We start from the raw sequence: 26,787 nt of genomic DNA on the forward strand, positions 1-26,787 counted from the left end.
GACTTTCCAGAAGAATCCCCATGACCACCTCCTCTTCAACCCCCAACATCGCACCGCTGCGCGACTTCGTGGTCGCCTTCGGCCACCTGCTCGACACCGGCCCCGACGAGGCGCGCATCCTGCAGGAAGGCGGCGCGCTGCTGCGCACGCTGGTGTCGCGCGACGACTGGCTGCCCGAGGCCTTCGCGCAGCCGCATCCGGTGCACTACCAGCAACTGCTGCTGCATGCCGACTCGACCGAGCGCTTCTCGGTCGTGAGCTTCGTCTGGGGGCCGGGCCAGGCCACGCCGGTGCACGACCACACGGTCTGGGGCCTGATCGGCATGCTGCGCGGCGCCGAGCAAAGCCAGGGCTATGCCGAGCGCGAGGGCCGCTGGGTGGCGCAGGGCGAGCCGGTCCGGCTGGTGCCGGGCGATGTCGAGGCGGTGTCGCCGCGCATCGGCGACGTGCACCGCGTGCGCAACGTGTATGACGACCGGGTGTCGGTCAGCATCCATGTCTATGGCGCCAACATCGGCGGCGTGCGGCGCCACACCTACCCGGCCGAGGGCGGGCGCAAGCCCTTCGTCTCGGGCTACTCGAACACCGTGCTGCCGAACCTGTGGGACCGCTCGGCCGAAGTCCGCGCGAGCTGAGTCAGCGCTCCCAGGGCGCGAGCGGCACGAAGCGCGCCAGCAGGTGGTCGACCACCACGCGCTGCCGCGCCGCCAGCGCCCCCTGGTGCGGCCAGATCACGTGGATCGGCAGGGCCGAGGCGGCCGAGGCCTGCTGCGGCAGCACCTCTTCCAGCGTGCCGTCGGCCAGCTGCGCGGCCACCAGCCAGCGCGGCAGCCGGGCCAGGCCGAAGCCAGCGATGGCCGCATCGCGCAGCGCCATCGCATCGCGCAGCGTGAGCCGCACGCCCAGCGCGAAGGCCTGCAGTTCGCCCTGCGCATCCGCCAGTAGCCAGCGGCTGTCGCGGCCTTCGACCAGGCAGTCGTGCGCCGCCAGCTCGGCGGGGTCGGCCGGCCGGCCCCGCGCCGCGAGGTAGGCCGGGGCGGCGCAGATCACGGTGCGCTGCACGCCCAGCGGGCGCGCCACCAGGTTCGGGCTGTCGGGCAGCGCGCCGATGCGCACCGCCAGGTCGACCTGCCCGCCGGCCAGGTCGCCGAAGCGGTTGAGGAAGGCGATGTCCAGGTGCAGCGCCGGATGTTCGCGCGCCAGCTCGAGCAGCGCGGGCGCGATCCATTGCCGCCCGAACAGCACCGGCACTTCGATGCGCAGCGTGCCCGCCACCGCGCCCTGCTTCTGCCGCAGCTCGGACTCGCCCTGCGCCAGCGTCGCGAGCGCGCGCAGGCAGTGCCGGTGGAAGGCGCGGCCGTCCTCGGTGAGCGCGAGCCGGCGCGTGCTCCGGTGCAGCAGGCGCACGCCCAACTGCACCTCCAGCCGCGCGACCGCCTTGCTCACGGCCGAGCGCGACAGCGCCAGCCGCTCGCTGGCCAGCGTGAAGCTGCCGGCCTGGGCGGTCTCGACGAAGGCCCGGATGCCGGTGAGTTGGTCGATGGAGATCATGGAAAGAGGAGGGCGATTGGTGCCTCGGCGTCGCCAATGGCGTGCCGATTTTGCGCTCGACCCATGGCCGGGCGCGCGCGAGCATCCAGGCTCCCCATCAGCGCAAGGAGAGCGAATCCATGAAAGACAAGACGGTGGCCATCGTCGGCGGCAGCTCGGGCATCGGCCTGGGCGTGGCGAAACAGGTGGTGGCCGCGGGCGGCCGGGTGTTCATCGGCGGGCGCGACGCGCAGCGGCTCGAACGCGCGCTCGCGCAACTCGGGCCCGCCGCCGACGGTCACTCGGTCGACAGCGCCGACGACGCCTCGGTCGCCGCCTTCTTCGCCGCCGCGCCGGCCATCGACCACCTGTTTACGCCCGGCGCTTCCTATGCGCTGGGCCGCTTCATGGAGCTGGACGAGGCCACCGCCCGCAGCCCGATGGACCACAAGTTCTGGGGCCAGTACCGGGTGGTGCGGCATGCCTTGCCCAAGCTGGACGCGCAGGGCTCGGTGGTGCTGATGGCGGGCGCGCTGGGCGCGCGCGTCGGCCTCACCGGCGCGGCCTATGCCGCGTGCAACTGCGCGATCGAGGGGCTGGGCCGGGCGCTGGCGCGCGAGCTGGCGCCGCGGCGTTTCAACACCGTGTCGCCCGGCACCATCGACAGCGAACTCTGGCGCGAGCGGCCGGCGGCCTTGCGCGAGGCGGCTTTCGAGAGCTTCGCCCAGGGCGCCCCGCTGGGCCGGGTCGGCACGGTGGAGGAGGTGGTGGACGCGGTGCTGTTCCTCATGGGCAACCGCTTCATGACCGGCTCGACGCTGTATGTGGACGGCGGTTACGTGACCTGAGGTCACGGCGGTTCAAGGCTGCTTACCAGCGGCGCCTGAAGACTTTCTGAAGCAGGCGCCCGGCGCTTGGCGGATACTGCGCGGTGTTTCCGGACCCAGGCGACGCCGATCGCCCCTGCCTGCACCGCGGTGTGCCGACGGCCGTTTCCGGACTGAACGAAAATACCGCCTCGTATCTCTGGAGTCTTGCCGTGAAGTGGATCGTCCTCGCCATCTTTGTGCTCAGCGCACTCTATGTCCATTTCCGGGGGCAGGTCCGGCATCGCTTCCTGCGCCAGCTGTCCGACCACTCAAGCTTCCTGGCGCCGCTCAACGTGTTCATGTACATGTTCTCCAAGGTGCCGAGCACGCCCTACCTGTCGCCGGCGGAGTTTCCGGAGATGCGGGTGCTCGAGCAGAACTGGGAAGTGATCCGTGAAGAGGCGCTGGCGATGCGCAACGGCGGCAGCATCAAGGCCTCGAGCCAGTTCAACGACGTGGGCTTCAACTCCTTCTTCAAGAGCGGCTGGAAGCGCTTCTACCTCAAGTGGTACGACGAGGCGCATCCCTCGGCCGCGGTGCTGTGTCCGCGCACGACCGAGCTGCTCAAGGGCCTGGGCACGGTCAAGGCCGCGATGTTCGCCGAGCTGCCGCCCGGCAGCCGGCTGGTGCGCCACCGCGACCCCTTCGCCGGTTCGCTGCGCTACCACCTGGGCCTGTGGACGCCCGGCGTCGAGGGCTGCTACATCGACGTCGACGGCCAGCGCTACCACTGGCGCGACGGCGAGGCCGTGGTCTTCGACGAGACCTACATCCACTACGCCGAGAACACCACCGACCACGACCGCGTGATCCTGTTCTGCGACATCGAGCGGCCGATGAAGTACCGCTGGGCCATGGCGGTGAACCGCTGGTTCGCGAAGAATGTGCTGGCCGCCGCCAGCTCGCCCAACGACGCGGGCGACAAGACCGGCGGCATCAACCGCGCCTTCAAGTACATCTACCAGGTGCGGGTGATCGGCAAGCGCCTCAAGGCCTGGGACCGCCGCGCCTACTACCTGGTGAAGTGGGCGATCTTCGGCGGTTTGGCGCTCTGGATCTTCTACTGAGATCGATGGCCAGCTACCGCTTCGATGTGTTCGGCCGCCGCCTGGCCATCGAACGCGTGGGCGAGCGCTGGCACTGCTACCTCGTGGGCAACGAGGGCAAGCGGCGCCGCCTCGAACTCGCGGTGCCGTCCGAAGTCACGCGCGAGGAACTCGCGCAGTACCTCTACGACGTCTACCACGAGGATGCGACGCCCACCAACGGCGACGTGGTGGAAATCCTGCCCGACCGGGCCTGAGCTACAACCCCAGCCGCGTCAGCGACCAGGCCACGCCGCCCAGTTGCACCACGTTGAGCATCATCCCGGCGATGTGCAGCCGCCGGAAGCGCAGGGCCGAGGCCTGCACCTGCGGGATCGTCTCGCGCAGCCGGTCCATGCGCGGGATGATGATCCAGCGGCGCAGCGCGAAGGCCAGCGCGGCGATCGCGGCCATGCCCAGCGCGAAGAAGAGCCGGCCGGTCCAGCCGTAGCACAGCGCCGCGGCGCCGGCAGTCAGCATCACCGCCAGGTAATAGACGTTGAACAGTCCGCGGATGAAGCGCGAATCCAGCGGCGTGTCGTGCGCAAGGATCAGCAGGGGCAGCGAGCCCATCATGAAGAAGCCCATCCAGACCAGCAGGACGACGGTGGCGATGAGCGAACTGACGATGGGCAGCATGGGAACCCCTCCGCAGCGCCGGAGCATACGCCTGCGGATCGGTTCTTGTCTCGCCTAGGTCGGATGCAGCTGGACGGCCACGATGCAGCCGGCCGCGCCGAGGCGTACGACCTGCATCGCTTCCTGCGGACAGGCCTGCAGCAAGCCCTGTTCGGCATCGAGCGTCCGCATGCCCGAGCGCGTGGCGACCTGAAAACGCCCCTGCAGCACCAGCAGGCACAACGGCGCGGCATCCGACGGCATCACGAAGAAGCCTTCGCGATGCACGCTCACCTCGGCGCGCGCGTTCGCACGCCGCGCCATCACGTTGAAGAAGCGCGCCGGGCCTTGCGCCAGCCGGGCGCCGAAGGCCGTTTCACCCGCGAAGGCATGCAACTCGCCCACGGTCGTCCATGACAGGACCTGGGTGTCGGCGCTCAGCGTGACCGCGCCGTCGACCAGCACCGCGCTGCGGTCGACGCCGGCGAAGCTGGAGAAGGCGCCATCGCCGGCGATGGTGGCGACGCTGAGCCGCCAGTCCCAGCCATCGGGGCCCGCCGCGGCCGCGCTGTCGCCGAAGCGGCCCTGGCCGATCTCGCGCGTCTCGCCGCCGCCGTTGCGCCAGGGCGTGACCGGCAGGCGGTCGAGCGCGAAGCGGCCCATGGCTCAGGACACCGCGCCCAGGCCGTACTTGCCGGTGAGCAGGCCGCCGGTGCGGAAGCGCTCGAGCGCATAGGGCTCGATGTCGACCTCGGTCTTCAGGCCCAGGGCCGATTGCGCGAGCACCAGGCCCACGGCCGGCGACAGCTTGAAGCCGTGGCCCGAGAAGCCGTAGCCGACCACCAGGCCCGGCAGCTCCGGCAGCCGTCCCAGCACCGGGTTCCAGTCGGGCGTGACGTCGTACACGCCGGTCCACGACGAGGCGACGCCGGCCGTCTCGAAGCTGGGGAAGCGCTCGGCCACCTGTTCGCCGACCTCGACCATGTAGTCCATGCTGATGTCGCCCTGCTCGTTGTCGGGCGCCGCCAGCGTCTCGCCGACGATGCCTTCGCTGACCAGCATCTGGTTGCCGCCGTAGCTGCGGCAGTACAGCATGCCCGGCGAGCCGAGGTCCTTGTAGACCGGCATCTTGAAGGTGTAGGCCTCGGGGCCTTCGAGGGCCAGCACGGCATGGCGCTCGGCCTTCACTGGACTCTTGATGCCGGTCCAGCGCTCGATGTCGGTGGACCAGATGTTCTGCACGCTGACCACGGTCGGCGCGTCGAAGCGGCCTTCCGAGGTCTGGACGCCGGCCACGCGGCCGTTCTCGACGATCAGCTGGTGGACCTCCACGCCTTCCTTGATCTTCACGCCCAGCCGGCGCGCCGTGCGGGCGAAGCTGGTCGCCACCAGGTAGGCATCGGCGAAGCCGGCCTCGGGCTCGAAGCCGATCAGGGCAGCATCGTCGAAGCGGGCGATCGGCAGCAGGCTCGCGGCCTGCTGCGCGTCCAGCAGGTCGACCTGGATGCCCTGGGCGCGTTGGGCTTCCAGCGCGGCGCGCAGGGGCGAGAGCTTGGCGCCTTCGGGCGCGGCGATCAGGTAGCCCGACTTCACCAGGCCGGCCGAGGCTTCCTCGTCCTGCAGGTAGTTGGAGAAATCGTTGAAGATGCGCCACGAGGCCTGGGCCAGCCGCACGTTCTCGATCACCGAGTAGTGCGTGCGCAGGATGCCGCTGGATTGCGAGGTCGTTCCGGCGCCGATCTGCGTGCGGTCCAGCACCAGCACGTTGGTGCAGCCGAGGCGGGCGAGGTGATAGGCGACCGAGGTGCCGATCACACCCGCGCCGATCACGATCGCGTCATAGCTTTTCATTCCACAGTCCTGACTAGGTAAAAACGGATGGGCACAAGCCTAAGAGCCGCCCCTTCGTTGCCGCTGGACATTCCGGAAACTGATTTTCAGCATCAGCGCCGCTTGAGCTATGGCAGCAGCCCCGCGCGCGGGCCAGCATGGGCCACCGCCGATCGCATCACTTTCCTCCCCATGACCTCGACCGTTTTCAACCTCGTGCAGGGCGACGTGCCGCTGCTGATCTCCATCCCGCACCTGGGCACCGCGCTGCCCGACGAGCTCCGCGGCGGCCTCACGCCTGAGGCGCTCAGCGTGCGCGACACCGACTGGCACCTGGACACGCTCTACGGCTTCGCCCGCGCCATGGGCGCCTCGGTGCTGGGCGCGAAGGTCTCGCGCTACGTCATCGACCTCAACCGGCCGCCGGGCGGCGAGAGCCTCTACCCGGGCCAGACGACCACCGGCCTGTGCCCCACCGAAAGCTTTCGCGGCGAGCCGCTCTATCGCGCCGGCCATGCGCCCGACGACGCCGAGGTGCAGCGGCGCCGGGCCACCTATTGGCAGCCGTACCACGATGCGTTGCGGCAGGAGCTGGACCGGCTGCGCGCGCTGCACGGCCAGGTACTGCTGTGGGAGGCGCATTCGATCGCCAGCGTGCTGCCGCGGCTGTTCGAGGGCAAGCTGCCCGACCTGAACCTGGGCACCAACGACGGCGCGGCCTGCGCCGCCGACATCCTGGCGGCGGCGGTCCAGCCGGTGGTCGACAGCGCCGGTGCGTTCACGCACGTGGCCAACGGCCGCTTCAAGGGCGGCTACATCACGCGCGCCTACGGGCCGCCGGCGGCGGGTGTGCATGCGATCCAGCTGGAGATGTGCCAGTCGGTCTACATGAACGAGGAAGCGCCCTTTGCCTACCGCGCGGACCTCGCGGCGAAGGTCCAGCCGCTGTTGGAAAGAATGCTGGGCGCGGCCATGCTGCAGCTCGTCACGCGCGACGCATAGGGTGCGAGAACCGCCGGGGGGCTGTGCTGTAATCGAGCGCATGAATCCCAACAGCAAGAAGGGTCTGCCCGATCTGGACCTGCTGGTGAGCTGGATCGCGGTCATCGAATCGGGCAGCGTGTCCGATGCCGCCACGCTGCTCAACATCTCGCAGGCGGCGGTCTCGCAGCGCATCAAGCAGCTCGAGACCTTCTTCGACACCGCGCTGCTGGACCGCACCACACGGCCCGCCCAGGCCACCGCCGCCGGGCAACGCCTGTTCGAACACGCCAAGGAACTGCTGACGCAGGCCGACCAGCTGGTCGAGAGCGTCCGCGGCCTGAGCCGCGCCAAGCGCATGACCGTGCGCATCGGCTGCGTCGATTCCTTCGCGGCCACGGTCGGGCCGCTGCTGATCAAGGGGTTGGCCGGTTCCTCGCACCAGATCCGGCTTTGGTCCGGCATCACGCCCACGCTCGACGCCTCCATCGAAGGCCGGCAGCTGGATCTGGCCGTGACCACCAGCCTGCACGGCGCGGCCGGCATCGCGCGCGCGCCGCTGTTCTCGGAGAAGTTCTATGCGGTGCTGCCCGCCAAGTTCGACCTCGGCCCGCTGGGCTCGCTGACCGAGATCGAGCGGCAGCTGAAGTTCATCCGCTACAGCGCGCGCTCGGTGATCGGCCAGCAGGTCGACGACTACCTGCAGCGCTGCGGCGACGTGCTCGAGCGCACCTACGAATTCGACACCACCGACCCGCTGATCAGCCTGGTCGCCAACGACATGGGCTTCGCGTTGACCACGCCGCTGTGCCTCTGGCAGTCGCGGCAGTTCCTGCCCGACGTGCGGGTGGTGCCGATGTCGGCCTTCACGCGCCACGGCCGGCCCTACGTCGACGTCAGCCGCACCTTCTACCTGGCCTACCGCCAGGGCGAGATGGGCACCTTGCCCGCCGAGGTGCGCGACCTGATCCGCATCGCGGTGCGGCGCCAGCTGTCGCAGGACATCGCGCTCGCGCTGGGGCTGGGCGAAGAGGCGCTGGTGGCGTCCGAGGGCGGCGACTGAGGCGCCGGCCTTAAGCATTGCATCGGCAGGTCTTATCTTCGGCCCGCGGGCCCGCGCCTTGGCAACACTGCAGGCGGCCGCATCGCGATGCGGCTCGAACCAAGCATGTGGTCTTGGTCGCAAATCCGGAGCTGGTGAAGATATGAAAGTACTGGTGCCCGTCAAACGGGTCGTCGACTACAACGTCAAGGTCCGTGTGAAGAGCGACGGCACGGGCGTCGACATCGCCAACGTCAAGATGAGCATGAACCCCTTCGACGAGATCGCCGTCGAAGAGGCTGTGCGCCTGAAGGAGAAGGGCGTGGTGACCGAGGTCATCGCCGTCTCCTGCGGCGACGCGAAGTGCCAGGAAACCCTGCGCACCGCGATGGCCATCGGCGCCGACCGCGGCATCCTGGTCGAGACCACCGAAGAGCTGCAGCCCCTGGCTGTCGCCAAGCTGCTCAAGGCGCTGGTCGACAAGGAACAGCCCCAGCTGATCATCCTGGGCAAGCAGGCCATCGACGACGACGCCAACCAGACCGGCCAGATGCTGGCCGCGCTGGCCGACCTGCCCCAAGCCACCTTCGCCTCGAAGGTCGAAGTGGCCGGTGACAAGGCCACCGTCTCGCGCGAAGTCGACGGCGGCATGGAGACGCTGACGCTGACGCTGCCGGCCGTGATCACGACCGACCTGCGCCTGAGCGAGCCGCGCTACGTGACCTTGCCCAACATCATGAAGGCGAAGAAGAAGCAGCTCGACACCTTCAAGCCCGAGGACCTGGGCGTGGACGTCAAGCCGCGCCTGAAGACCCTCAAGGTCAGTGAGCCGCCCAAGCGCGGTGCCGGCATCAAGGTGCCCGACGTTGCAACCCTGGTGGACAAACTGAAGAACGAAGCGAAGGTGATCTGAACATGAGCGCACTTGTCATTGCTGAACACGACCACGCCACGGTCAAGCCCGCCACCCTCAACACCGTGACCGCAGCCATCGCCTGCGGCGGTGAAGTCCATGTGCTGGTCGCTGGCGCCAATGCCGCCGAAGCCGGCAAGGCCGCCGCGCAGATCGCCGGCGTCACCAAGGTCATCGTGGCCGACAGCCCGAGCCTGGCCGAGAACTTGGCTGAAAACGTGGCCGCGCAGGTGCTGGCGATCGCCGGCAACTACAGCCACATCCTGTTCCCCTCGACCGCCAACGGCAAGAACGTCGCACCGCGCGTGGCCGCCAAGCTGGACGTGGCACAGATCAGCGACATCACGGCCGTGGTGAGCGCCGACACCTTCGAGCGTCCGATCTACGCCGGCAACGCGATCGCCACCGTGCAGAGCGGCGATGCGACCAAGGTCATCACGGTGCGCACCACCGGCTTCGATGCGGCAGCCGCAACGGGTGGTTCGGCTTCGGTCGAAACCGCCGAAGGCGTGGCCGACAGCGGCAAGAGCGCCTTCGTGGGCCGCGAGGTCACGAAGAGCGAGCGCCCCGAACTGACGGCCGCCAAGATCATCGTCTCGGGTGGCCGCGCGCTGGGCAGCGCCGAGAAGTTCCAAGAGGTGATGGCACCCGCTGGCGGACAAGCTCAACGCGGGCCTGGGTGCATCGCGTGCGGCCGTCGACGCGGGCTACGCCCCGAACGACTGGCAAGTGGGCCAGACCGGCAAGATCGTGGCGCCGCAGCTGTACATCGCGGCCGGCATCTCGGGCGCGATCCAGCATCTGGCGGGCATGAAGGACTCCAAGGTGATCGTGGCGATCAACAAGGACGAAGAGGCACCGATCTTCTCGGTGGCCGACTACGGCCTGGTGGCGGACCTGTTCATGGCATTGCCGGAGATGACCGCAGCGCTTTGATTCAACCTCTTGCAAAAGGAAGCGCCGTGGCGTTGACGCGGGTCTGGCGCAGGGCCACCATGGGCTGAGCGCGCACCGCAGCGCTGCAATGGCCGGCCATCGCCGGCCCAAGGAGACGCCATGGCCGAAAGCGACAAGGTGTTCGCGGGTTCGATCCCGCAGCTCTACGACACGCTGATGGTGCCGCTGATCTTCGAGGCCTATGCGGCCGACATGGCGGTACTGGCCGCGGCCGGCCTGCCCGGGGCGGTGCTGGAAACGGCTGCTGGCAGCGGCGTCGTCACGCGGGCGCTGGCACCCCGGCTCGGCACCGGCGCGCGCTACGTGGTGACCGACCTCAGCCAGGCCATGCTCGACCATGCGGCCACCCGGCAGCCGCCGGATGGCCGCATCGAATGGCGGCAGGCGGATGCGCTGGCCTTGCCCTTCGACGACGCGTCCTTCGACGTGGTGGTGTGCCAGTTCGGCGCGATGTTCTTCCCCGACCGGGTCGCCGGCTACGCCGAGGCGCGCCGCGTGCTCAGCCCGGACGGGCGCTTCGTCTTCGATGTCTGGGACCGGATCGAGGAGAACGCTTTTGCCGACGAGGTCACCCGGGCCCTCGCCGAAGTCTTTCCGCACGATCCGCCGAGATTCCTTGCCCGCACGCCGCACGGTTACCACGACACCGCGCTGATCCGCGCGGAGCTGGGCCGCGCCGGCTTCACCGACATCGGGATCGAGACGCGCGCGAAGACGAGCCATGCGCCGTCGGCGCGCGAGGTCGCCACCGCCTATTGCCAGGGAACGCCGCTGCGCAACGAGATCGAGGCGCGCGACGCCAGCCTGCTGGCGCTCGCCACCGACCGTGCGGCCCAGGCCATCGCCAGCCGGCATGGCGAGGGGCCGGTGAGCGGCGGGATCCAGGCGCATGTGGTGGTGGCGGCGGGATGAGCTGAACGACCGCCACGACGCGCACAGATCAACGATGCCCTGCGTGCGCCATTAACCCCACGCCCACCACGGCGTCCCCCTCCCCATTCCTCGCGGTCGAAGGGCACGACCGGCGCTTCGCGCTGGACGTCAGGGAAATCCCTGCCATTTCCAGAAACTTTCATGGATGAGAATGAAGTTTCATAAATAGAAATGGAGACAAGATGACATCGACTGCTGCTCTTCGCTCGCGGCGTGACGTGCTGGCCACCGGGGCCGGCCTGCTCGGCGCGGCCCTGATGCCCCCGAATGCGTCCGCCCAGGGACCGGGAAGCTGGCCGGACAAGGCCGTGACCGTGGTGGTGGGCGCGCCGCCCGGAGGCCAGACCGACTTCGCCATGCGGGTGCAGACCGCGGGCCTGCAGGCGGCGTTGGGGCAGCCCTTCGTCATCGACAACCGGCCGGGTGCCGGCGGCAACATCAGCGTGGAGTACGTGCTGAAGGGGCCGACCGACGGCTACCGCCTGCTGGTGGGCAACGGCGGGAACATGACGCTCAACCCGCACACCTACCGCAACACGCCGATGGTCGATCCACGGCTGCTGCTGCCCATCGGCCTGCTGCTGCAGTCGGGCCTGGTGCTGGCCGTGCATCCCAGCGTGCCCGCGAAGGACTTCAACGAGCTGGTGGCCTGGGTCAAGGCGCAGGAGCAGGCGAAGGGCGGCGTCGACTATGCGTCGTCCGGGCCGGGCAGCCTGACGCAGGCGGCGATGGAGCTGCTGCGCGACCGCATGGGCAAGCCGAAGATGAACCACATCGCCTACAAGGGCAGCGCGCCCGCGATGCAGGACTTGCTGGCGGGCCGTGTCACCCTCATGTTCGACGCGGTGTCGGTGATCGCGCCCTTCCTCAAGACGGGGCAGCTGCGCGCGCTCATGGTGACGAGCCAGCAACGCGTGCCGGCCTTCCCCGACATTCCGACCGCGGCCGAGATCGGCGTCAGGAACTTCGTGGTGACCTCCTTCATCGGGCTCTACGGTCCGCCGGGCCTGTCGCCGGAGATCGTCAAAAAGGCGAATGCCGCCCTCAACAAGACCATGGCCGACCCGGCCACCACGAAGATGCTGATCGACCGCGGCGACGAGCCGGGCGGAGGGCCGCCGGAGCGCCTGAAGGCGATGACCCACGACTACTACACGACCTGGGGCGAGGTCGTGAAGGCGAACGACATCCGCGCGGACTGAGGCCGCATCCCGAGGACGACCACCGTGCAACTCTTCACACGATCCAACGAATGACCAAGACCACCGAAGGCAAGACCGACAAACAACCGCAGTACTCGGCGCCTGCCGTCGACAAGGCACTGGACGTGATCGAGCTGCTGGCGGCGCAGGTCAACGGCCTGCCGCTGGCGGAGATCGCGACCCAGCTCAACCGCACGATCAGCGAGATCTATCGCGTGGCGCTCGCGCTCTCGTCGCGCGGCGTCATCTCCCAGGACGCGTCCTCCGAACGCTATTTCCTCACCGGCAAGCTGTTCGAGCTGACCCATCGCCATCCGCCCACCGAGCGGCTCATCGGGCTGGCCACCCCCCTGATGCAGGCCCTTGCCGAACAGATGGAGCAATCGTGCCACCTGGCCGTGCTCGACCGCGACGCGGTGCTGATCGTCGCCAGCGTGGCCAGCCCCCTGCCCATGAACTACAGCGTGCGCGTCGGCGCGCGGTTCCCGGCGCTGGAGACCAGTTCGGGCGTCGTGCTGGTGGCCTACCAGCAGGCCGAGCAATGGCCGCAGTGGATCGCTGCCGCGCCCGGCATCGCCCCGCGGCAGTTGCAGGAGCGGCTGCTGTCCGCTTCGACCCAGGCCAGCGAGGAACTGCTGAGCCCGATCGTGCAAGGCGTGACCAACCTGAGCTTCGCGATCCGCGACCACCGGGGGGCGGCCGTGGCCGCGCTGACGGTTCCGTTCCTCAGCCAGGTCGGGCTGCGCGTGGATCTGGCGTCGGCACGGGCGATGGCGCAGCAGACCGCCCACCGGCTCGCCGGCCTGCTCGGCTTCACGCAGGCGGGCGCCGGGGCCGCGCCATGACGGTGACGCACCGGCTGCGCGGGCTCACCTGGGACCATCCGCGGGGTTACGACCCCCTGGTCGCATGCGCCGCGCGCTACGCGCAGGACCACCCGCATGTGTCGATCGAGTGGCACAAGCGCTCGCTCCACGATTTCGGTGCCTTCCCGATCGAGGAACTGGCGCGCTCCTTCGACCTGCTGGTGATCGATCATCCCTTCATGGGCCAGGCGGCGCGCACGCGCTGCTTCCTCGACCTGCGCGAATGGATCGCCGCCGACGTGCTCGACGCGCTGGTGGCGCAGGGCGTGGGACCCTCGGGGCCTTCATACGCCTGGGACAAGGCCCTGTACGCGCTGCCGACCGATGCGGCCGCGCATGTCGCCAGCTACCGCCCCGAGCTGATGGCGGCGCTGGATGCGCCCGCGCCGCGCGACTGGCAGGACGTCGTGCGCCTGGCCGCCCGGGCGAGGGCCAACGGCCAGACCCTGGCCTGGGCCGGCACGCCGACCGATGCCGCCTGCACGCTCCTCACGCTGGCGGCCAACCTGGGCCATGCCGGGTCGATGGCGGATGGCGAATTCCTCCCCGGCCCCGGCCTGGCGCAGGTCATGGGCCATCTGCACTGGCTGGCGGAGAACGCCCAGGCCAGCTGCCTGGACGACAACCCGATCCGCATGTACGAGCAGATGGTCGCGTCCGACCGGATGGTGTACTGCCCCGCGGCCTTCGGCTACTCGAACTACGCGCGCGCCGGTCGCACGCCCTGGCTTCAGTTCGCGCCCCTGGCCGGCCCCGGCAAGGTGCCCTCGCGCGGGGCCTTGCTCGGCGGCGCCGGCATGGCGATCTCGCGCCACAGCGACCAAGCCGGCGAGGCGGCCCGCTTCGTGGCCTGGCTGCACGGCGCCGAGGTGCAGGGTGGCCTGTACCTGGAAGCGGGCGGGCAGCCGGGCAGCGCCGGGGCCTGGCGAAGCGACCACGCCAACGCCCAGGCCCACGACTTCTTCGCGCGCACCTTGCCCTCGCTCGACGGCGCGTTCGTCAGGCCGCGCTTCGCCGGCTTCGTGCCCTTCATCGAAGCGGCCGGCGTGGAGATCAACCGCTGCCTGCGCGGCCAATGTTCCCTGGGCGAGCTGCGCAGGGCCCTGGACACGCTCTACGGCGATGCCTGGTCCTCGCGCGAGCAAGGACGCACCCCCCTTCTTCAAGCGAGCAATGCATGACGCAGCCTCTTGTGACATCCAGTGTGAGCGACCATGTCGCCACGATCCTCTTCAACCGACCCGCGCAGCTCAATGCCATGAACTCGCGGATGATCGACGCGCTGTGCGACGCGCTGGCCGAAGCGAGCGCGAATCCGCAGGTCAAGGTCGTGATCCTGGGCGGGCATGGGACCTCCTTCATGGCCGGCGCGGACATCAAGGAATACGCGCAGTTGAATCCGCAAAGCTTCGCGGACTTCCAGGAACGTGGCGCACGCGTCTACGAACTGATCGAACAAGCCGACAAGGTCGTCGTCGCGGCCGTCAACGGCTATGCCCTGGGCGGCGGCTTCGAGATCGCGCTGGCGGCCGACCTGGTCGTCGCCCAGCGCGACGCCAAGCTCGGCCTGCCCGAGAGCCGGCTGGGGCTGGTCCCCGGCGGCGGCGGCACGCAGCGCCTGCTGAGGAAGCTGCCCTACAACCGCGCGGTGGAACTGCTCATGACCGGTGCGGCCCGGCCCGCGCCGCTGTGGCATGAATGGGGCGTGGTGAACGTGCTCGCCGAGGGCGACGCGCTGGCGGCCGCGCGCCAGTGGTGCGAGCGCTTCGCCGAGGCGTCGCTGCCGGCCCTCGTCGCGCTCAAGCGGCTCGCACGCGACGCGCGCGACCTGCCCTTCGACGCCGGACTGGCACGGGAGCGCCAGGCGCTGAACGCCTTGCACGAAACCCCTTATGCGCTGGCGCGCATCGACGAATTCGCGCGCAAGAGCGCCTGAAGAACAATGAAATCCAACGGAGACACCATGAGCCAAGCACTCGACGACATCACCATCCTCGATTTCAGTCACCTGCTGCAGGGCCCTTTCGCCACCATGCTGCTGGCCGACATGGGCGCCCACGTGATCAAGGTCGAGCGGCCCGGCGCCGGCGAGATGTTCAGGCAGCTGACCTTCAACAACCGCTGGCTCGGCGGCTCGGAGAGCCCGAACTTCGTCGCCTGGAACCGGAACAAGAAGTCGATCGCGATCGACCTCAAGTCGCCCGAAGCCCGAGCGCTGATCCACGAGATCATTCCCCAGGTCGATGTGGTGGTGCAGAACTTCCGGCCCGGGGTGCTCGATCGCCTGGGTTACGGGTACGAGGCGCTGAGCGCCCTCCATCCGGGCCTGATCTACTGCTCGGGCTCCGGCTACGGCGAGTCGGGGCCCTACGTCGATCGGCCGGGGCAGGACCTGCTGATCCAGGGCCTCACGGGCCTGGCGGCCGCGACCGGGCGCGGCGACGGCCCGCCGGTGCCGGTGGGCGCGGGCTTCGCCGACCAGGTCGGCGCCATGAACATGGTCTACGGGATCCTGACGGCGCTGCATTGGCGCGGCCGCACGGGCATGGGTCAGGAGGTGAAAGTCAACCTGCTGGCCGGATTGCTCGCGCACCAGGCGCAGGAGCTGATGAGCGTGCTGAACTTCAACGAGAACTTCGAGCGCCCCCGCTCAGGCATCGGCCATCCGGGCATGGACGCGCCCTTCGGCATCTACGAGACCGCCAGCGGCTATCTCACCATCGCCATGAGCCCGTTCGCGACGCTGCTGAAGGTGCTCGAGGCGCCCGAGCTGGCGGCCTTCGACGACCCGAAGCGGCTGTTCGAGGAGCGCGATGTGGTGCACCGGCTGCTGTCCGAGCACACGCGTCGCTGGCAGCGCGCGGACCTGTTGGAGGCCTTGCTCAAGGCCGGCATCTGGTGCGGCGAGATCAAGACGCACCTGGAGGTCGAGCAGGATCCCCAGGTGCAGCACATGAAGATGATCACGAGCTACGAGCACCCGGCCATCGGACGGGTCAAGGCGGTGGCGCCGGCGGTCGAACTGAGCAAGACGCCGGCCTCCATCCGCACGCCCTCGCCGAGCGTGGGGCAGCACACGGCCGAGGTGCTCAGGAGCCTGGGCATCGCGGAGGGCGTGATCGCGTCGCTGATCGCCAGCAAGGTCATCGAGCAGGAGGCGCCGGCGCATCGCACCGCCGAGGCGGGCTGAGCGGCTTCGGCCGCCGCGGGCTGCAGCTTCGCCTGCGCCCGCGCGGCCGGCGCGCCTTCCGCGTTCGAGCGCCGAGGCCATCGGGGTCCGCAGAAAAAAAAGGCGCCTGGACCTTGCGGTCCGGCGCCTCGTTCCCTGGCGGAACGCCGCTCAGCCGCGCGTGACCGCCAGCGTGCGGCCCACTTCTTCCTGCACCGTCTCCCAGATCGAGCGCTTGAGCGAGATGAAGTCCTCCGACAGCTGGATCTCCGCGGTGCGCGGATGCGGCAGTTCGTTGCGCAGGTCCTGCACCACGCGACCGGGCCGCGAGCCCATGATGACCATGCGGGTCGACAGCATCAATGCCTCGTCGATCGAGTGGGTGATGAAGACAATGGTCTTGCCGCTCTGCTCGTAGATCGACAGCAGCTGGTCCTGCAGCACCTGGCGCGTCATCGCGTCGAGCGCGGCGAAGGGCTCGTCGAACAGCATCACATCGGGGTCGTTGGCCAGCACGCGCGCGATCGACACGCGCTGCTTCATTCCGCCCGACAGCGCCTGCGGGTACTTGTCCTCGCTGCCCTTGAGGCCGACCATCTCGATGAAGCGGCGCGCGATCTCGGCCCGTTCGCCCTTGGGCATCTTCTTCATCTTCAGGCCGAATTCGACGTTCTGCTGCACCGTCTGCCAGGGGAACAGCGCGTACTGCTGGAACACCATGCCGCAGGCCGAGGTCACGTCGTCGATCAGCTTGCCGTTGACCGACACGCTGCCCTGCGTCGGCTTCTCGAAGCCGGCCATGAGGTTGAGCAGCGTCGACTTGCCGCAGCCCGAGGCGCCCAGCAGCACCAGGAACTCGCCCTTCTTCACCTCGAGGTCGAGGTTGGACAGCACGTGGTTGTCGCCGAAGCTCTTGGAAACGCCGCGAATTGAAATCATGCTCGTTGTCATCTTTGCCAAGCCAGAAGCCAGCGCTCGAGGGCGCGCACCACCAGGTCGGTGGCCAGGACGGTGAAGCTGATGAGCACCATGCCCAGCACCACCGTGTCGGTCTGGAAGAACTCCTTGCCGTTCATGATCATGAAGCCCAGGCCTTCCTTGGCGGCGACCAGTTCGGCCGAGATCACGCAGGTCCACGACAGGCCCAGGATGATCTTCATGCCCGAGATGATCTGCGGCAGGCAGCCCGGCAGCAGCACCTCGCGCATCACCTGCCAGCGCTGCGCGCCCAGGTTGCGCGCGGCGCGGATCAGCAGCGGGTCGATGCTGCGCGTGGCTTCCATCACGTAGAGCAGCGCCGGCACGAAGGAGCCCATGAAGACGATGCTGTACTTCTGCGTCTCGTTGATGCCGAACCACAGCAGTGACAGCGGGATCCAGCTCATCGAGGGCAGGGGCCGCAGGAAGGAGATCACAGGGTCGAAGATGGCGCGCGCGATGCGCGAGGTGCCCAGCCAGATGCCCAGCGGGATCGCGACCGCGGCGGCGGCGAGGAAGCCCACCATCACGCGTCGCGTCGAGGCCAGCACGTGGCCCAGCAGCGTGCCCTGGCCGAACATGGTCGAGGCCCGCGCCCAGACCTGCGAGGGCGGCGGCAGGAAGATCGGGTCGACCGCGCCGGAGCGGCAGATCAGTTCCCATGCGGCGAGGAAGCCCAGCAGCGACAGCACGCTGAGCCAGGCCAGCGAGCCCGCGCTGCGGCGGGGTTTCACGACTTCAGCCATCTCAGAGGTAGCCTGCGTCCAGCCAATTGCGGACCACGGGCGCCTTGTCGATCTGCTTGAGCGACACCAGCATCTCGGCCAGCTTCTGCATGCCGGTGACGAAGCTGCCCGGCGCGACCAGCAGGCTGCGCTGCTGCTCGGCGCTGTACCAGCCGGTCTGCTTGATGGTGTTGACCTGCTCCTCCAGCGTCAGGCCGGTGATCTCGACCAGCACCTTGGCCGCTTCTTCAGGCGCGTTGGTCAGCATCGCGTTGGCCTCGAAGATGCCCTGCAGGAAGGTCTTGATCGCGGCCGGATCTTCCTTGGCCAGCTTGGTGGTGGCCAGCAGCACGTCCGGGCCGGGCGTGATGCTGTATTCCTTGTAGAGCGAGAAGGAGGTGTCGTCGGCCAGCACGCGCGTGTTGGGCAGCGCCTTGATGCGGTCGAAGGACGGCGTCCAGGCCGCGGCCGCATCGATCTGGTTGCCCTGGTAGGCCGACAGCAGGTTGGGTGCAGGCAGGTTGATCAGCGAGACGTCGCTGTCGGGGTTCAGGCCGGCCTGCTTGAGCAGGTCCAGCACCAGCACATGCGTGCTCGAGGCGAAGGTCACGCCGATCTTCTTGCCCTTGAGCTGCGCGATGTTCGTCACGTTGGCGCGCACCAGCAGGCCCTCGGCGCGGCCGAAGTTGTTCGGCGTCGCGATGACCTTGAACTGGCTCGCGCCGGCCGCCATGAGCGCCAGCGACGAGACCACGCCCGTGCCGGCCAGGTCGATGCTGCCCGCCATCACTGCGCCCATGCGGTCGGACGAGGTGGGGAAGCTCTGCCATTTGATCTCCAGGCCCTTCTTGCTGAAGATGCCGGTCTTGATCGCGATGTAGGCCGAGTAGTGGCCCAGCCAGGCGGAGCCGCCGTAGGTGTAGGGTCGGTTGGCGGCCCGGCCGATCAAGGGAAATCCGCCAATGGCCGGCACGATGGCTGCGGCGGTACTGCGAAGGAGGGCGCGTCGGTTCATTGGCATGGAAGTGCAACACCTTAGAGGGAAGGGTTAAATTCCATGATCTTATGAGCCGCATTTTCGGGGCCGACAGCATAAGCAAAGTTAATGCTGTCCTTCAGGCTCAGACCCGCGTGCGGTGCGGGAAAGGCCTCGGCGCCTGGGAACGATGCGCGATCGCTCCGATGTGCCCCATGCGGGTGCGGCCATGCACGCATCCGGGCGTGCTGAACGCCAGCCCGCCAGTCTGCGGGTTGGCACATGCACGATCAATGCCTGAAAACCCTCGGCGGCCTTCCAGGCGTTGCGTCGTCAGAGGGTCAGCGCCTCACCACTTCGGATGCACCGGCCGGAACACCGGCCGCCACAGGTAGCGTCGCGCGATCTCGCCATAGCCGCGGTAGTAGAAGTTGCCGTTGGCTTCCAGCACCTCGGCGCGGTGGCGGCGGAAGTGCACCGGGATCTCGTACCAGGGCATGGTCGGCGCGCGGTGGTGGACATGGTGCAGGTTGTTGTAGAGGTAGAGCAGGCCCATCACCGCGTTCGATTCGACGATGGCCACGCGCGCATGCGGCGCCTCGCTCCAGCGATGTTCGGTGAAGGTGCGCAAGGCGCCCAGCATCATGCCCGGGTAGACGAAGTACAGCACGTACTCGCCGAAGCCCATGCCGCAGACGCCGATCACGAAGTAGAGCACCGGTGCCACGCTCAACGCGTGCACGGCCCAGATCCGCAGGTGCGAGAAGTCGCCCGCCAGCAGCTTGCCGCCCTCGTTGCGCACCAGCTTGTAGAGCCGCAGCACCGGGCCCAGCAGCACGCGGAAGGCCAGCGTCTGGTTGACGCTGTAGACGCGTTGCCAGAACGGGCTGTAGGCGGCCCAGGCGGGCGCCGAGTGGTAGGCGCTCTCGGTGTCCTTCTGCGGATGCGTGAGGTGGAAATTCACGTGATGCGTGCTGTGGCTGCGGTGGTAGAGCGGGTAGGGCAGCCAGAGGTTGACCGGCGGCCACACCAGCGCGGTGCGCACCCAGCGCGGCAGGCCGCGCATCGCATGGATGCTCTCGTGCTGCAGCGAGAAATGCAGCTGCGCCAGATAGCCGCCGACGACGAACAGCAGCCATCCCGGCAGCACCGCATGCCACCACACCAGCGCGGCCCAGGCCGGGTAGAACAGCAGGCACAGCGCCACGGTCGGTGCTTCGCAGCGGCGCCACCAGACGGCGCGCGCGGCACTGCGGGCGGTCGGCGACACCGGGGCGGAAAGAGAGGAATCGGAAGACATGGCGGAGGGCCAAAGAAAGCCGCCGATGCTAGGTGCGCGCGGGTGCCTTGCATGCGCCCTTTGCGCATGTCGATATGCGAAAGACATCGTTCCTGCAGGCGTGCGAAATCCCTAGATTCCTCCGCTTTGCGCCGACTCGGCACAGGGTTCTCTTTCCATGTCTTCCATTCCTTCCCGCCGCCATGCCGCCAAGCGCGCGCTGCTGCTCGCACTGGCCGCCGCCTTCCCCTTTATCGCGACCACGGCCGCGGCCGCCGACGAGTTCCCTTCCAAGCCGCTGCGCGTGGTCGTGCCCTACCCGGCGGGTGGCATCGCCGACAAGATCGCACGCGAGGTCGCCGAGCAATTGCAGCTGCGCCTGAAGCAGCCGGTGGTGGTCGAGAACCGCAGCGGCGCGGCCGGCAACATCGGCTTCGACTACGTCGCGCGCCAGCCGGCCGACGGCTACACATTGCTGCTGGCACCGGCCTCCAACCTCACGGTGCAGCCCGCGCTGTTCAAGCAGCTGAGCTACGACCTGGCGCGCGACTTCGCGCCGGTGTCGCTGCTGGTGCAGACGCCGCAGGTGCTGCTGGTGAACCCGGCGCTGCCGGTCGACAGCGTCAAGGACCTGATCGCCTATTCGAAGAGCCATCCGGGCAAGGTCAACTACGGCGTGAGCATCGGCGCCTACTCGCACCTGGCCGGCGAGCTGCTGCGCAGCCAGACCGGCGCCGACTTCACCGCCATTCCCTACCAGGGCAGCGCCCCGGCCATCACCGACCTGCTGGCCGGCCAGACGCAATTCATCTTCAACGAGGTCATCACCGCGATCCCGCACATCCAGGGCGGCAAGCTCAAGCCGCTCGCGGTCGCCTACAAGACGCGCGCGCCCTGGCTGCCCAACGTGCCGACCACGGCCGAAGCGGGCTTCCCCGGCTTCGAGGTCACCTCCTGGTACGGCGTGGTGGTGCGCAGCGGCACGCCGCGGCCGGTGGTCGACCGCCTCTCGCGCGAGCTGCACGACATCGTGCAGGCGCCGGCCTTCAAGAAGCGCTACGACGACATCGGCGCCTTCACCGTGGGCAACTCGCCCGAGGAGTTCGGCCGCTTCATCCAGTCGGAGACGGTGAAGTGGACCGCCGTCGTCAAGCAGGCCGGCATCGAGGCCAACTGAGCACGCGATGAGCCTGCTGACCCCCGACGCATTGCAGCAGCTGCTGCTGGGCGACCAGGAACTGGCGCTGCTCGACGTGCGCGAGGCGCGCCAGGCCAACCGCGCGCACCTGAACCTCGCGCGGCACGCGCCGCTGAGCACCTTGGAGCTGCAGATCGGCGCCTTCGTGCCGCGCCGCGCGGTGCCGGTCGTGCTCTACGACGAAGACGATGCCGCCGACGGCCCGGCCGCGCGCGCCGCGGCGCTGCTGGCGCGGCTCGGCTACACCGACGTGCGCCGGCTCGACGGCGGCCTGCGGGCCTGGGTCGCGCGGGGCCTGCCGCTGATCGACGGCAACAACACGCTGGTCAAGGCCTTCGGCGATCGGGTGCGGCAGCACTACGGCACGCCGGTGCTGCCCTTGGCCGAGCTCGAGGCGCGCCGGCGCGACGGCGTGCCGACCACCCTGATCGATGCGCGGCCGCGCAACGAATACGCCTTCCTGTCGATCGCCGGCGCGCGCAACCATCCGGGCACCGAGCTCTCGCTGCGCCGCTTCGACGACCAGGCCGACCCTCATCACCTGTGGGCCATCAACTGCTTCAGCCGCACGCGCGGCATCATCGGCACCACCACCCTGCGCCACCTGGGCCTGACCGACCGCGCGGTGTTCGTCGAGGACGGCGTGATGGCCTGGGGCCTGCGCGGCGCACCCGTGGTGCAGAACGCCCGGCCCGAGGAGTCCGGCGACGAGCTGCCGGCCGAGTCGCCCGCCGTGCTGCGCGGCCTGGCCGACGCGCTGGTGGCGCGCCATGGCCTGCGGCGCATCGATGTCGAGGGCCTGCAAAGGCTGCGCGCCGATACCGAGCGCACGCTCTACCTGTTCGATGTGCGGCCACCGTCGCCCGGCGCTGCGCCCGCGGGCGACCTGCGCCATGTCGCGGGCGGCCAGGTCTTCATGCATTTCGAGAACCTGGTAGGCACGCGCGGCGCGCGCATCGTGCTGGTCGACGATCCGCACGGCCTGCGCGCGGCCATCACCGCGTTCTGGCTCACGCAGCTCAACCAGGCCGAGGTCCATGTGCTCGACGGGCCGTTGCCGGAGGCGCCGACCGAAGACGCGAAGCCCGCCGAGGCCATCGATTCGGACGCCTTGGATGCCGATGCACTGACCAGCTTGCGCAAAACGGGATCGACGGACGTGGTCGATGTGGGGCCCAGCCTCGACTACGAACGCCAGCACCTGCCCGACGCCTTCTTTCTGCTGCCTTCGTCGCCGGAAAAGATCGACGCCTTGCTGGCCGTGCCCGGCCGCACCGTGGTCTTCACCTCGCCCGACGGCGCCGCGGCCCGGCTCGCGGCACGCGATGCCTTGCAGCGCCGGCCGCAGGCCCGCGTGGCCTGGCTGCGCGGCGGCACGCAGGCCTGGCAGGCCGGTGGCGGCGCGCTCGAGAGCGGCGTGCGCCACGACCGGCTGCTCACGCCCTTCGACGACGACTGGGGTTCGGTGATGCGTGTCTTCGGCCCCGCGCGCGACGCCGCCTGGGCCGACTACCTGGCGTGGGAGCGGGGCCTGAGCGCACGCGTGGCGCAGGACCCGACGGTGCGCTTCCGCTTCTTCGACTGAGCGTGCGCCGAGGAGGCCGCCGACGCGCGGTCGCCCTCGGTGCATTTGAATGGCATGCTTGCGGCATGAAACTGCCGCATCACTGGACCCTGTGCGCGCTGCTCGCGACGGGCAGCCTGTCGGGCTGCGACCTGCTGTTCGAGTCGAAGCCCTCCGACCCGCTGCTCAGCAAGGAGGCCGTCGCCACGCGCGCGGCCCCCCAGGAACTGATCTTCGAGGGCCAGCTCGGCGGCGAATCGATGTTCCTGCTGGTGCACGACTGCGAGGTGTACCGCGTCGACCGCCGCGAGGGTGGCGGCGTGCAGTGGACCAGCGTGCTGGCGCCCGAGTTCTACCCCTTCTGGACCGTCTGCCAGCGCCAGTCGCTGACGATCCAGCCGAAGCTGCTGACGGTCACGCTGGGCCGCCAGGCCGTTGGCGCCGGCGGCTGCTGCGCCACCGGCGGCACCTACACCTCGGTCGACGGGCGGAACTGGAAGAAACGCTGAGCGCGCGCGCCGATCGAGCGTGGACGAAGGCCGAAGCTAGAGCTTCTGCCCGAAGCGCTCGAAGCGCGGCATCCAGTGGCCCTGGATGTCGGCGGAGACCATCACGCCCAGCGCCCGCCCGATCAGCAGCTGGCGCGGCACGAAGCCGAAGTAGCGCGAATCGGCACTGTCGTCCCGGTTGTCGCCCAGCATCAGGTACTCGCCTTCGGGCACCACGATGGGCGCGAAGCTGTTGCGTGCCGCGATGCCGGGCAGCCACTGCACGCGGCGCTCGCTGCCCTGCACCCGCTCGGTCAGGCGCGTGGCGTCGACGGTGAGGCCCGTCGCCACCTTTTCCCGCAGCGTCTGGGCCGCGTCGTAGCGCGCTGCCTCGCCGTTGATGAAGAGCACCTCGTGGCGCATCTCCACCACGTCGCCCGGCAACGCCACCAGCCGCTTGATCAGGCGCGTGCCGTCGTCGGGTGAGGAGAAGGTCACGACGTCACCCCGTTTCGGCTCGCCCGTGCGGGCCAGCACCACGTCGGTCAGCGGTACCTTGAGGTTGTAGGCCAAGCGGTTGACGAACACCACGTCGCCTTCGAGCAGGTTGGGCCGCATCGAGCCGGAGGGGATGGGGTTCCAGTCGGCGATGGCCGTGCGGAAGAGGCCGAAGCACAGCAGAAGAACCAGGAATCCCTTGTTCGTACGGACCCAGCGTCCCATGTTTTTCTCCTTGGTTGGTCGCGTCGGTTGGTGCGGCGGCCGCATGAATAGTTCCGGATGCCGGCGCCGCTGCGGCGCGCTGGCAGCGCAGCGCAGAGCCCGTCTGGACGATAATGCGAACAATTCCCATCTGTAAAGCGCGCATCGAACCAGCCGCTGACGCCGGTCTGTCGACGGGATTCCGCCACTCCATGGTTTTCTGGCCCGTCCGTGCTCGACCGCTACTACCGAGAACTGCTGAACTACTTCACCCGCCAGGTGAAGGACCGCGATGGCGCGGCCGACATCGTGCAGGAGACGTATGCGCGCGTGCTCGGGGTGCAGGGCGGCTTCATCAGCGTCGACCCGGCCAACCCCGGCAACCCCGCCAACTTCCGCGACGTGAACCGCTATGTGTTCGGCAGCCCGGAGAGCGGCAAGGTGCTGACGGTGGACAACCAGGCGCAGGCCAGGCTGCGCGCGGGCGACTGGCAGCACACGCTGCTGGTCGGCCTGGACTACCAGCGCGGCGACTACAAGCAGCTCACCTACTTCGGCAGCGCGCCCTCGATCGACATCTACAACCCCGTGTACGACCAGCCGGTCACCGTGCCCGATCCCTACATCGACGCCCGCACGCGGCTCACGCAGACCGGCCTTTCCCTGCAGGACCAGATCAAGTGGAACGAGCACTGGGTCGCGACGCTGGGCGGCCGCCATGACACGGCCAAGGTGCGCTCGCACAGCGCGCTCGACGGCAGCAGCGCCAACCAGACCGACAACAAGTTCAGCGGGCGCGCGGGCCTGGTGTACCTGGCGCCGAGCGGCTGGGCGCCCTACGTCAGCTACTCCGAATCGTTCTCGCCCACGACCACGATCAACCCCGAGACCCACAGCCCCTTCAAGCCCGAGACCGGCAAGCAGTACGAGGCCGGCCTGCGCTACCAGCCGCCCGGCACCCGCGACACCTACAGCGCCGCGGTGTTCGACCTGCGGCGCCAGAACGTGATCACCTTTGGCCAGAACTTCACACCGATGCAGACCGGCGAGGTGCGGGTGCGCGGGCTCGAACTCGAAGCGAGCTTCCAGCCCATCCAGCGCATGAACGTGGTAGCCGCCTACACCTGGACGCCCGATGCCGACGTCACCGCCAGCAGCAACCCCGACCAGATCGGCAAGCAGCTCGTGGGGACGCCGCGCAACCAGGTCTCGCTGTGGGGCGACTACCGGACCGGCAACGGCCTGAAGGTCGGCCTGGGCGTGCGCTTCGTGGGATCGACCTACGGTGCGAACGGCTCGGCGCCGGCCAAGATCCCGTCGTACACCCTGTTCGTTGCGATGCTGGGCTGCGACTTCGAACGCTGGAGCCTGGCGCTCAACGCGCGCAACCGCACGGACCGCATCTACGTCGGCCGCAACTGCGATGCCTACAGCTGCGGCTACGGCCAGCGGCGCAGCCTGGTCGCCACCGCCACCTATCGCTGGTAGGGCGGCGCCTCGGGGAAGAAGCGGTTCGCGGGCCGCGGCAGCCCGAGGTTTTCGCGCAAGGTCTTGCCCTCGTACTCGCGGCGGAAGATGCCGCGCCGCTGCAGCTCCGGCACCACTTTGTCGGCGAAGGCGTCGAGGCCGCCGGGCAGCCACGGGAACATGATGTTGAAGCCGTCGGAGCCCTCGGTCTCGAGCCATTCCTGCATCTCGTCGGCGATGGTCTGCGCCGTGCCCACGAAGGCCAGGCCGCCGTAGCCGCCGATGCGCTGCGCGAGCTGGCGCACGGTGAAGCCTTCGCGCCGCGCCAGCGCGATCACGCGCTCGCGGCCGCTCTGGCTCGCGTTGGTCGGCGGGATCTCGGGCAGGGGCTGGTCGGGATCGAAGCCTGAGGCGTCGTGGCCCAGCATGATCGACAGCGAGGCGATCGCGCTTTCGTAGTGCACCAGGCTGTCGAGCTTCGCGCGGATGGCGCGCGCCTCGGCCACCGTGTCGCCCACCACCACGAAGGCGCCGGGCAGGATCTTCAGGTGCTCGCGCTCGCGGCCCTGCGCGGCCAGCCGGCCCTTGACGTCGGCGTAGAAGCGCCGGCCCTCGTCCAGCGTGCCGGGCGCGGCGAAGATCACTTCGGCGGTCTCCGCCGCGAGCTGCCGGCCGGGCTCCGAGGCACCGGCCTGCACGATCACCGGCCAGCCCTGCACCGGCCGCGCGATGTGCAGCGGGCCGCGCACCGACAGGTACTTCCCCTTGTGGGCCAGTGTGTGCAGGCGCTCGGGGTCGAAGAAGCGGCCGCTGTCGACGTCGCGCACGAAGGCGTCGTCGGCCCAGCTGTCCCACAGCCCGGTGACCACGTCGTAGAACTCGCGCGCGCGGGCATAGCGCTCGTCGTGTTCCATGTGCTCGTCGCGGCCGAAGTTCTTCGCCGCGTCGGGGTTGCTGGTGGTCACGATGTTCCAGCCCGCGCGGCCCTCGCTCAGGTGGTCGAGCGAGGCGAAGCGGCGCGCGATGTGGAAGGGCTCGTCGAAGGTGGTCGAGGCGGTCGCGACCAGGCCGATGTGCTGCGTGTGCTGGGCCAGCGCCGACAGCAGCGTGAAGGGCTCGAAGGAGCTCACCGTGTGGCTGCGCTGCAGCGCAGCGATCGGCATGTTGAGCACGGCCAGGTGGTCGGCCATGAAGAAGGCGTCGAAGCGCGCGCGCTCCAACGTCTGGGCGAAGCGCTTGAGGTGCGCGAAGTTGAAGTTGGCGTCGGGGAAGGCACCCGGGTAGCGCCAGGCGCCGGTGTGGATGCTGACGGGGCGCATGAAGGCGCCGAGCTTGAGCTGCCGTGGGGAGGTCATGGTGCGCGGGGAGAGAGCGGGGTGGCGGCCACCATAAGCCCGGCCCTTTGCCCGGACAAC

The 26,787-nt window shown here is 69.0% G+C and carries 27 protein-coding genes and 1 pseudogene; 18 read left to right on the forward strand and 10 right to left on the reverse strand.

Annotated features, from left to right (window positions below; genetic code table 11):
• Positions 1-20 precede the first annotated feature (20 nt).
• On the forward strand, positions 21-635 hold the full coding sequence (locus A9977_RS00960) for a cysteine dioxygenase (protein ID WP_183022991.1): 615 nt from the start codon (positions 21-23) through the stop codon (positions 633-635).
• Between the two features lies 1 nt (position 636).
• Here the strand turns inward: A9977_RS00960 and A9977_RS00965 are convergent, their stop codons facing one another.
• Complete coding sequence (locus A9977_RS00965; RefSeq protein WP_183022992.1) at positions 637-1,551, reverse strand: LysR family transcriptional regulator; 915 nt, start codon at positions 1,549-1,551, stop codon at positions 637-639.
• A 119-nt stretch (positions 1,552-1,670) separates the two neighbouring features.
• On the opposite strand from A9977_RS00965, the gene A9977_RS00970 reads away from it, so the two are divergent.
• The 3 genes from A9977_RS00970 to A9977_RS00980 all read left to right on the forward strand — a co-directional run bounded on the left by A9977_RS00970 (position 1,671) and on the right by A9977_RS00980 (position 3,702).
• The gene (locus A9977_RS00970; protein ID WP_183022993.1) at positions 1,671-2,378 is read left to right on the forward strand and encodes an SDR family oxidoreductase; all 708 of its coding nucleotides are present in this window, start codon (positions 1,671-1,673) and stop codon (positions 2,376-2,378) included.
• A 191-nt stretch (positions 2,379-2,569) separates the two neighbouring features.
• The gene (gene lpxO / locus A9977_RS00975) at positions 2,570-3,466 is read left to right on the forward strand and encodes a lipid A hydroxylase LpxO (protein WP_183022994.1); all 897 of its coding nucleotides are present in this window, start codon (positions 2,570-2,572) and stop codon (positions 3,464-3,466) included.
• A 5-nt stretch (positions 3,467-3,471) separates the two neighbouring features.
• Positions 3,472-3,702, forward strand: a complete 231-nt coding sequence (locus A9977_RS00980) for a hypothetical protein (protein WP_183022995.1) — start codon at positions 3,472-3,474, stop codon at positions 3,700-3,702.
• A 1-nt stretch (position 3,703) separates the two neighbouring features.
• Here A9977_RS00980 and A9977_RS00985 read toward each other — a convergent pair whose 3' ends face one another.
• The 3 genes from A9977_RS00985 to A9977_RS00995 are packed head-to-tail and all read right to left on the reverse strand — an operon-like array spanning position 3,704 to position 5,953.
• A complete protein-coding gene (locus A9977_RS00985; RefSeq protein ID WP_183022996.1) occupies positions 3,704-4,123 on the reverse strand; it encodes a hypothetical protein in 420 nt (139 codons plus the stop codon).
• 54 nt (positions 4,124-4,177) lie between these two features.
• Positions 4,178-4,765: a HutD family protein gene (locus A9977_RS00990; protein ID WP_183022997.1), complete on the reverse strand. Its 588-nt coding sequence runs from the start codon at positions 4,763-4,765 to the stop codon at positions 4,178-4,180.
• A gap of 3 nt (positions 4,766-4,768) precedes the next feature.
• Entirely contained in the window at positions 4,769-5,953 is a 1,185-nt protein-coding gene (locus tag A9977_RS00995; protein WP_183022998.1) for an FAD-binding oxidoreductase, read from the reverse strand.
• 171 nt (positions 5,954-6,124) lie between these two features.
• On the opposite strand from A9977_RS00995, the gene hutG reads away from it, so the two are divergent.
• The 10 genes and pseudogenes from hutG (at position 6,125) to A9977_RS01045 (ending at position 16,016) form a co-directional block, all read left to right on the forward strand.
• The gene (gene hutG, locus A9977_RS01000; RefSeq protein WP_183022999.1) at positions 6,125-6,934 is read left to right on the forward strand and encodes an N-formylglutamate deformylase; all 810 of its coding nucleotides are present in this window, start codon (positions 6,125-6,127) and stop codon (positions 6,932-6,934) included.
• 40 nt (positions 6,935-6,974) lie between these two features.
• Positions 6,975-7,976, forward strand: a complete 1,002-nt coding sequence (locus A9977_RS01005) for a LysR family transcriptional regulator (protein ID WP_183023000.1) — start codon at positions 6,975-6,977, stop codon at positions 7,974-7,976.
• Positions 7,977-8,118: 142 nt separating this feature from the next.
• Entirely contained in the window at positions 8,119-8,868 is a 750-nt protein-coding gene (locus tag A9977_RS01010; RefSeq protein WP_183023001.1) for an electron transfer flavoprotein subunit beta/FixA family protein, read from the forward strand.
• A gap of 2 nt (positions 8,869-8,870) precedes the next feature.
• Positions 8,871-9,804 (forward strand): annotated as a pseudogene (locus A9977_RS01015) (electron transfer flavoprotein subunit alpha/FixB family protein).
• A 120-nt stretch (positions 9,805-9,924) separates the two neighbouring features.
• Positions 9,925-10,737: a class I SAM-dependent methyltransferase gene (locus A9977_RS01020; RefSeq protein ID WP_183023002.1), complete on the forward strand. Its 813-nt coding sequence runs from the start codon at positions 9,925-9,927 to the stop codon at positions 10,735-10,737.
• A gap of 203 nt (positions 10,738-10,940) precedes the next feature.
• The gene (locus tag A9977_RS01025) at positions 10,941-11,960 is read left to right on the forward strand and encodes a tripartite tricarboxylate transporter substrate binding protein (protein WP_183023003.1); all 1,020 of its coding nucleotides are present in this window, start codon (positions 10,941-10,943) and stop codon (positions 11,958-11,960) included.
• A gap of 50 nt (positions 11,961-12,010) precedes the next feature.
• Positions 12,011-12,805 (forward strand): IclR family transcriptional regulator, encoded by a 795-nt coding sequence (locus A9977_RS01030; protein ID WP_183023004.1) that lies wholly within the window; start codon positions 12,011-12,013, stop codon positions 12,803-12,805.
• Entirely contained in the window at positions 12,802-14,007 is a 1,206-nt protein-coding gene (locus tag A9977_RS01035) for an ABC transporter substrate-binding protein (RefSeq protein WP_183023005.1), read from the forward strand. The genes A9977_RS01030 and A9977_RS01035 overlap by 4 nt, the downstream gene beginning before the upstream one ends.
• Entirely contained in the window at positions 14,004-14,762 is a 759-nt protein-coding gene (locus A9977_RS01040; RefSeq protein WP_183023006.1) for an enoyl-CoA hydratase/isomerase family protein, read from the forward strand. The genes A9977_RS01035 and A9977_RS01040 overlap by 4 nt, the downstream gene beginning before the upstream one ends.
• Before the next feature lie 27 nt (positions 14,763-14,789).
• Positions 14,790-16,016: a CaiB/BaiF CoA-transferase family protein gene (locus A9977_RS01045; RefSeq protein WP_183023007.1), complete on the forward strand. Its 1,227-nt coding sequence runs from the start codon at positions 14,790-14,792 to the stop codon at positions 16,014-16,016.
• 150 nt (positions 16,017-16,166) lie between these two features.
• Here A9977_RS01045 and A9977_RS01050 read toward each other — a convergent pair whose 3' ends face one another.
• The 4 genes from A9977_RS01050 to A9977_RS01065 form a co-directional block, all read right to left on the reverse strand.
• Positions 16,167-16,934 (reverse strand): ABC transporter ATP-binding protein, encoded by a 768-nt coding sequence (locus A9977_RS01050; RefSeq protein WP_183023008.1) that lies wholly within the window; start codon positions 16,932-16,934, stop codon positions 16,167-16,169.
• A gap of 8 nt (positions 16,935-16,942) precedes the next feature.
• Entirely contained in the window at positions 16,943-17,719 is a 777-nt protein-coding gene (locus A9977_RS01055) for an ABC transporter permease (RefSeq protein WP_183023009.1), read from the reverse strand.
• A gap of 1 nt (position 17,720) precedes the next feature.
• Complete coding sequence (locus A9977_RS01060) at positions 17,721-18,719, reverse strand: ABC transporter substrate-binding protein (protein ID WP_183023010.1); 999 nt, start codon at positions 18,717-18,719, stop codon at positions 17,721-17,723.
• Between the two features lie 304 nt (positions 18,720-19,023).
• A complete protein-coding gene (locus A9977_RS01065; protein WP_183023011.1) occupies positions 19,024-19,974 on the reverse strand; it encodes a fatty acid desaturase in 951 nt (316 codons plus the stop codon).
• 157 nt (positions 19,975-20,131) lie between these two features.
• On the opposite strand from A9977_RS01065, the gene A9977_RS01070 reads away from it, so the two are divergent.
• From A9977_RS01070 to A9977_RS01080, 3 genes are all read left to right on the forward strand, one after another.
• Positions 20,132-21,130 carry a tripartite tricarboxylate transporter substrate binding protein gene (locus tag A9977_RS01070; protein WP_183023012.1) on the forward strand — a complete coding sequence of 333 codons (999 nt, stop codon included), beginning with the start codon at positions 20,132-20,134 and terminating at the stop codon, positions 21,128-21,130.
• 7 nt (positions 21,131-21,137) lie between these two features.
• A complete protein-coding gene (locus A9977_RS01075) occupies positions 21,138-22,736 on the forward strand; it encodes a rhodanese-like domain-containing protein (protein WP_183023013.1) in 1,599 nt (532 codons plus the stop codon).
• A gap of 65 nt (positions 22,737-22,801) precedes the next feature.
• Positions 22,802-23,224, forward strand: a complete 423-nt coding sequence (locus A9977_RS01080; RefSeq protein ID WP_183023014.1) for a hypothetical protein — start codon at positions 22,802-22,804, stop codon at positions 23,222-23,224.
• Between the two features lie 36 nt (positions 23,225-23,260).
• Here A9977_RS01080 and lepB read toward each other — a convergent pair whose 3' ends face one another.
• A complete protein-coding gene (gene lepB / locus A9977_RS01085) occupies positions 23,261-23,926 on the reverse strand; it encodes a signal peptidase I (RefSeq protein WP_183023015.1) in 666 nt (221 codons plus the stop codon).
• Between the two features lie 210 nt (positions 23,927-24,136).
• Here lepB and A9977_RS01090 point away from each other — a divergent pair, with 210 nt between their 5' ends.
• A complete protein-coding gene (locus tag A9977_RS01090; protein WP_310936072.1) occupies positions 24,137-25,393 on the forward strand; it encodes a TonB-dependent receptor domain-containing protein in 1,257 nt (418 codons plus the stop codon).
• On the opposite strand, the gene A9977_RS01095 is transcribed toward A9977_RS01090, so the two are convergent.
• Positions 25,381-26,727: an LLM class flavin-dependent oxidoreductase gene (locus A9977_RS01095; RefSeq protein WP_183023016.1), complete on the reverse strand. Its 1,347-nt coding sequence runs from the start codon at positions 26,725-26,727 to the stop codon at positions 25,381-25,383. The genes A9977_RS01090 and A9977_RS01095 overlap by 13 nt on opposite strands.
• Between the last annotated feature and the right edge of the window lie 60 nt (positions 26,728-26,787).

It is taken from the genome of Variovorax sp. UMC13 (assembly GCF_014170375.1).
GTDB lineage: Bacteria > Pseudomonadota > Gammaproteobacteria > Burkholderiales > Burkholderiaceae_C > Variovorax.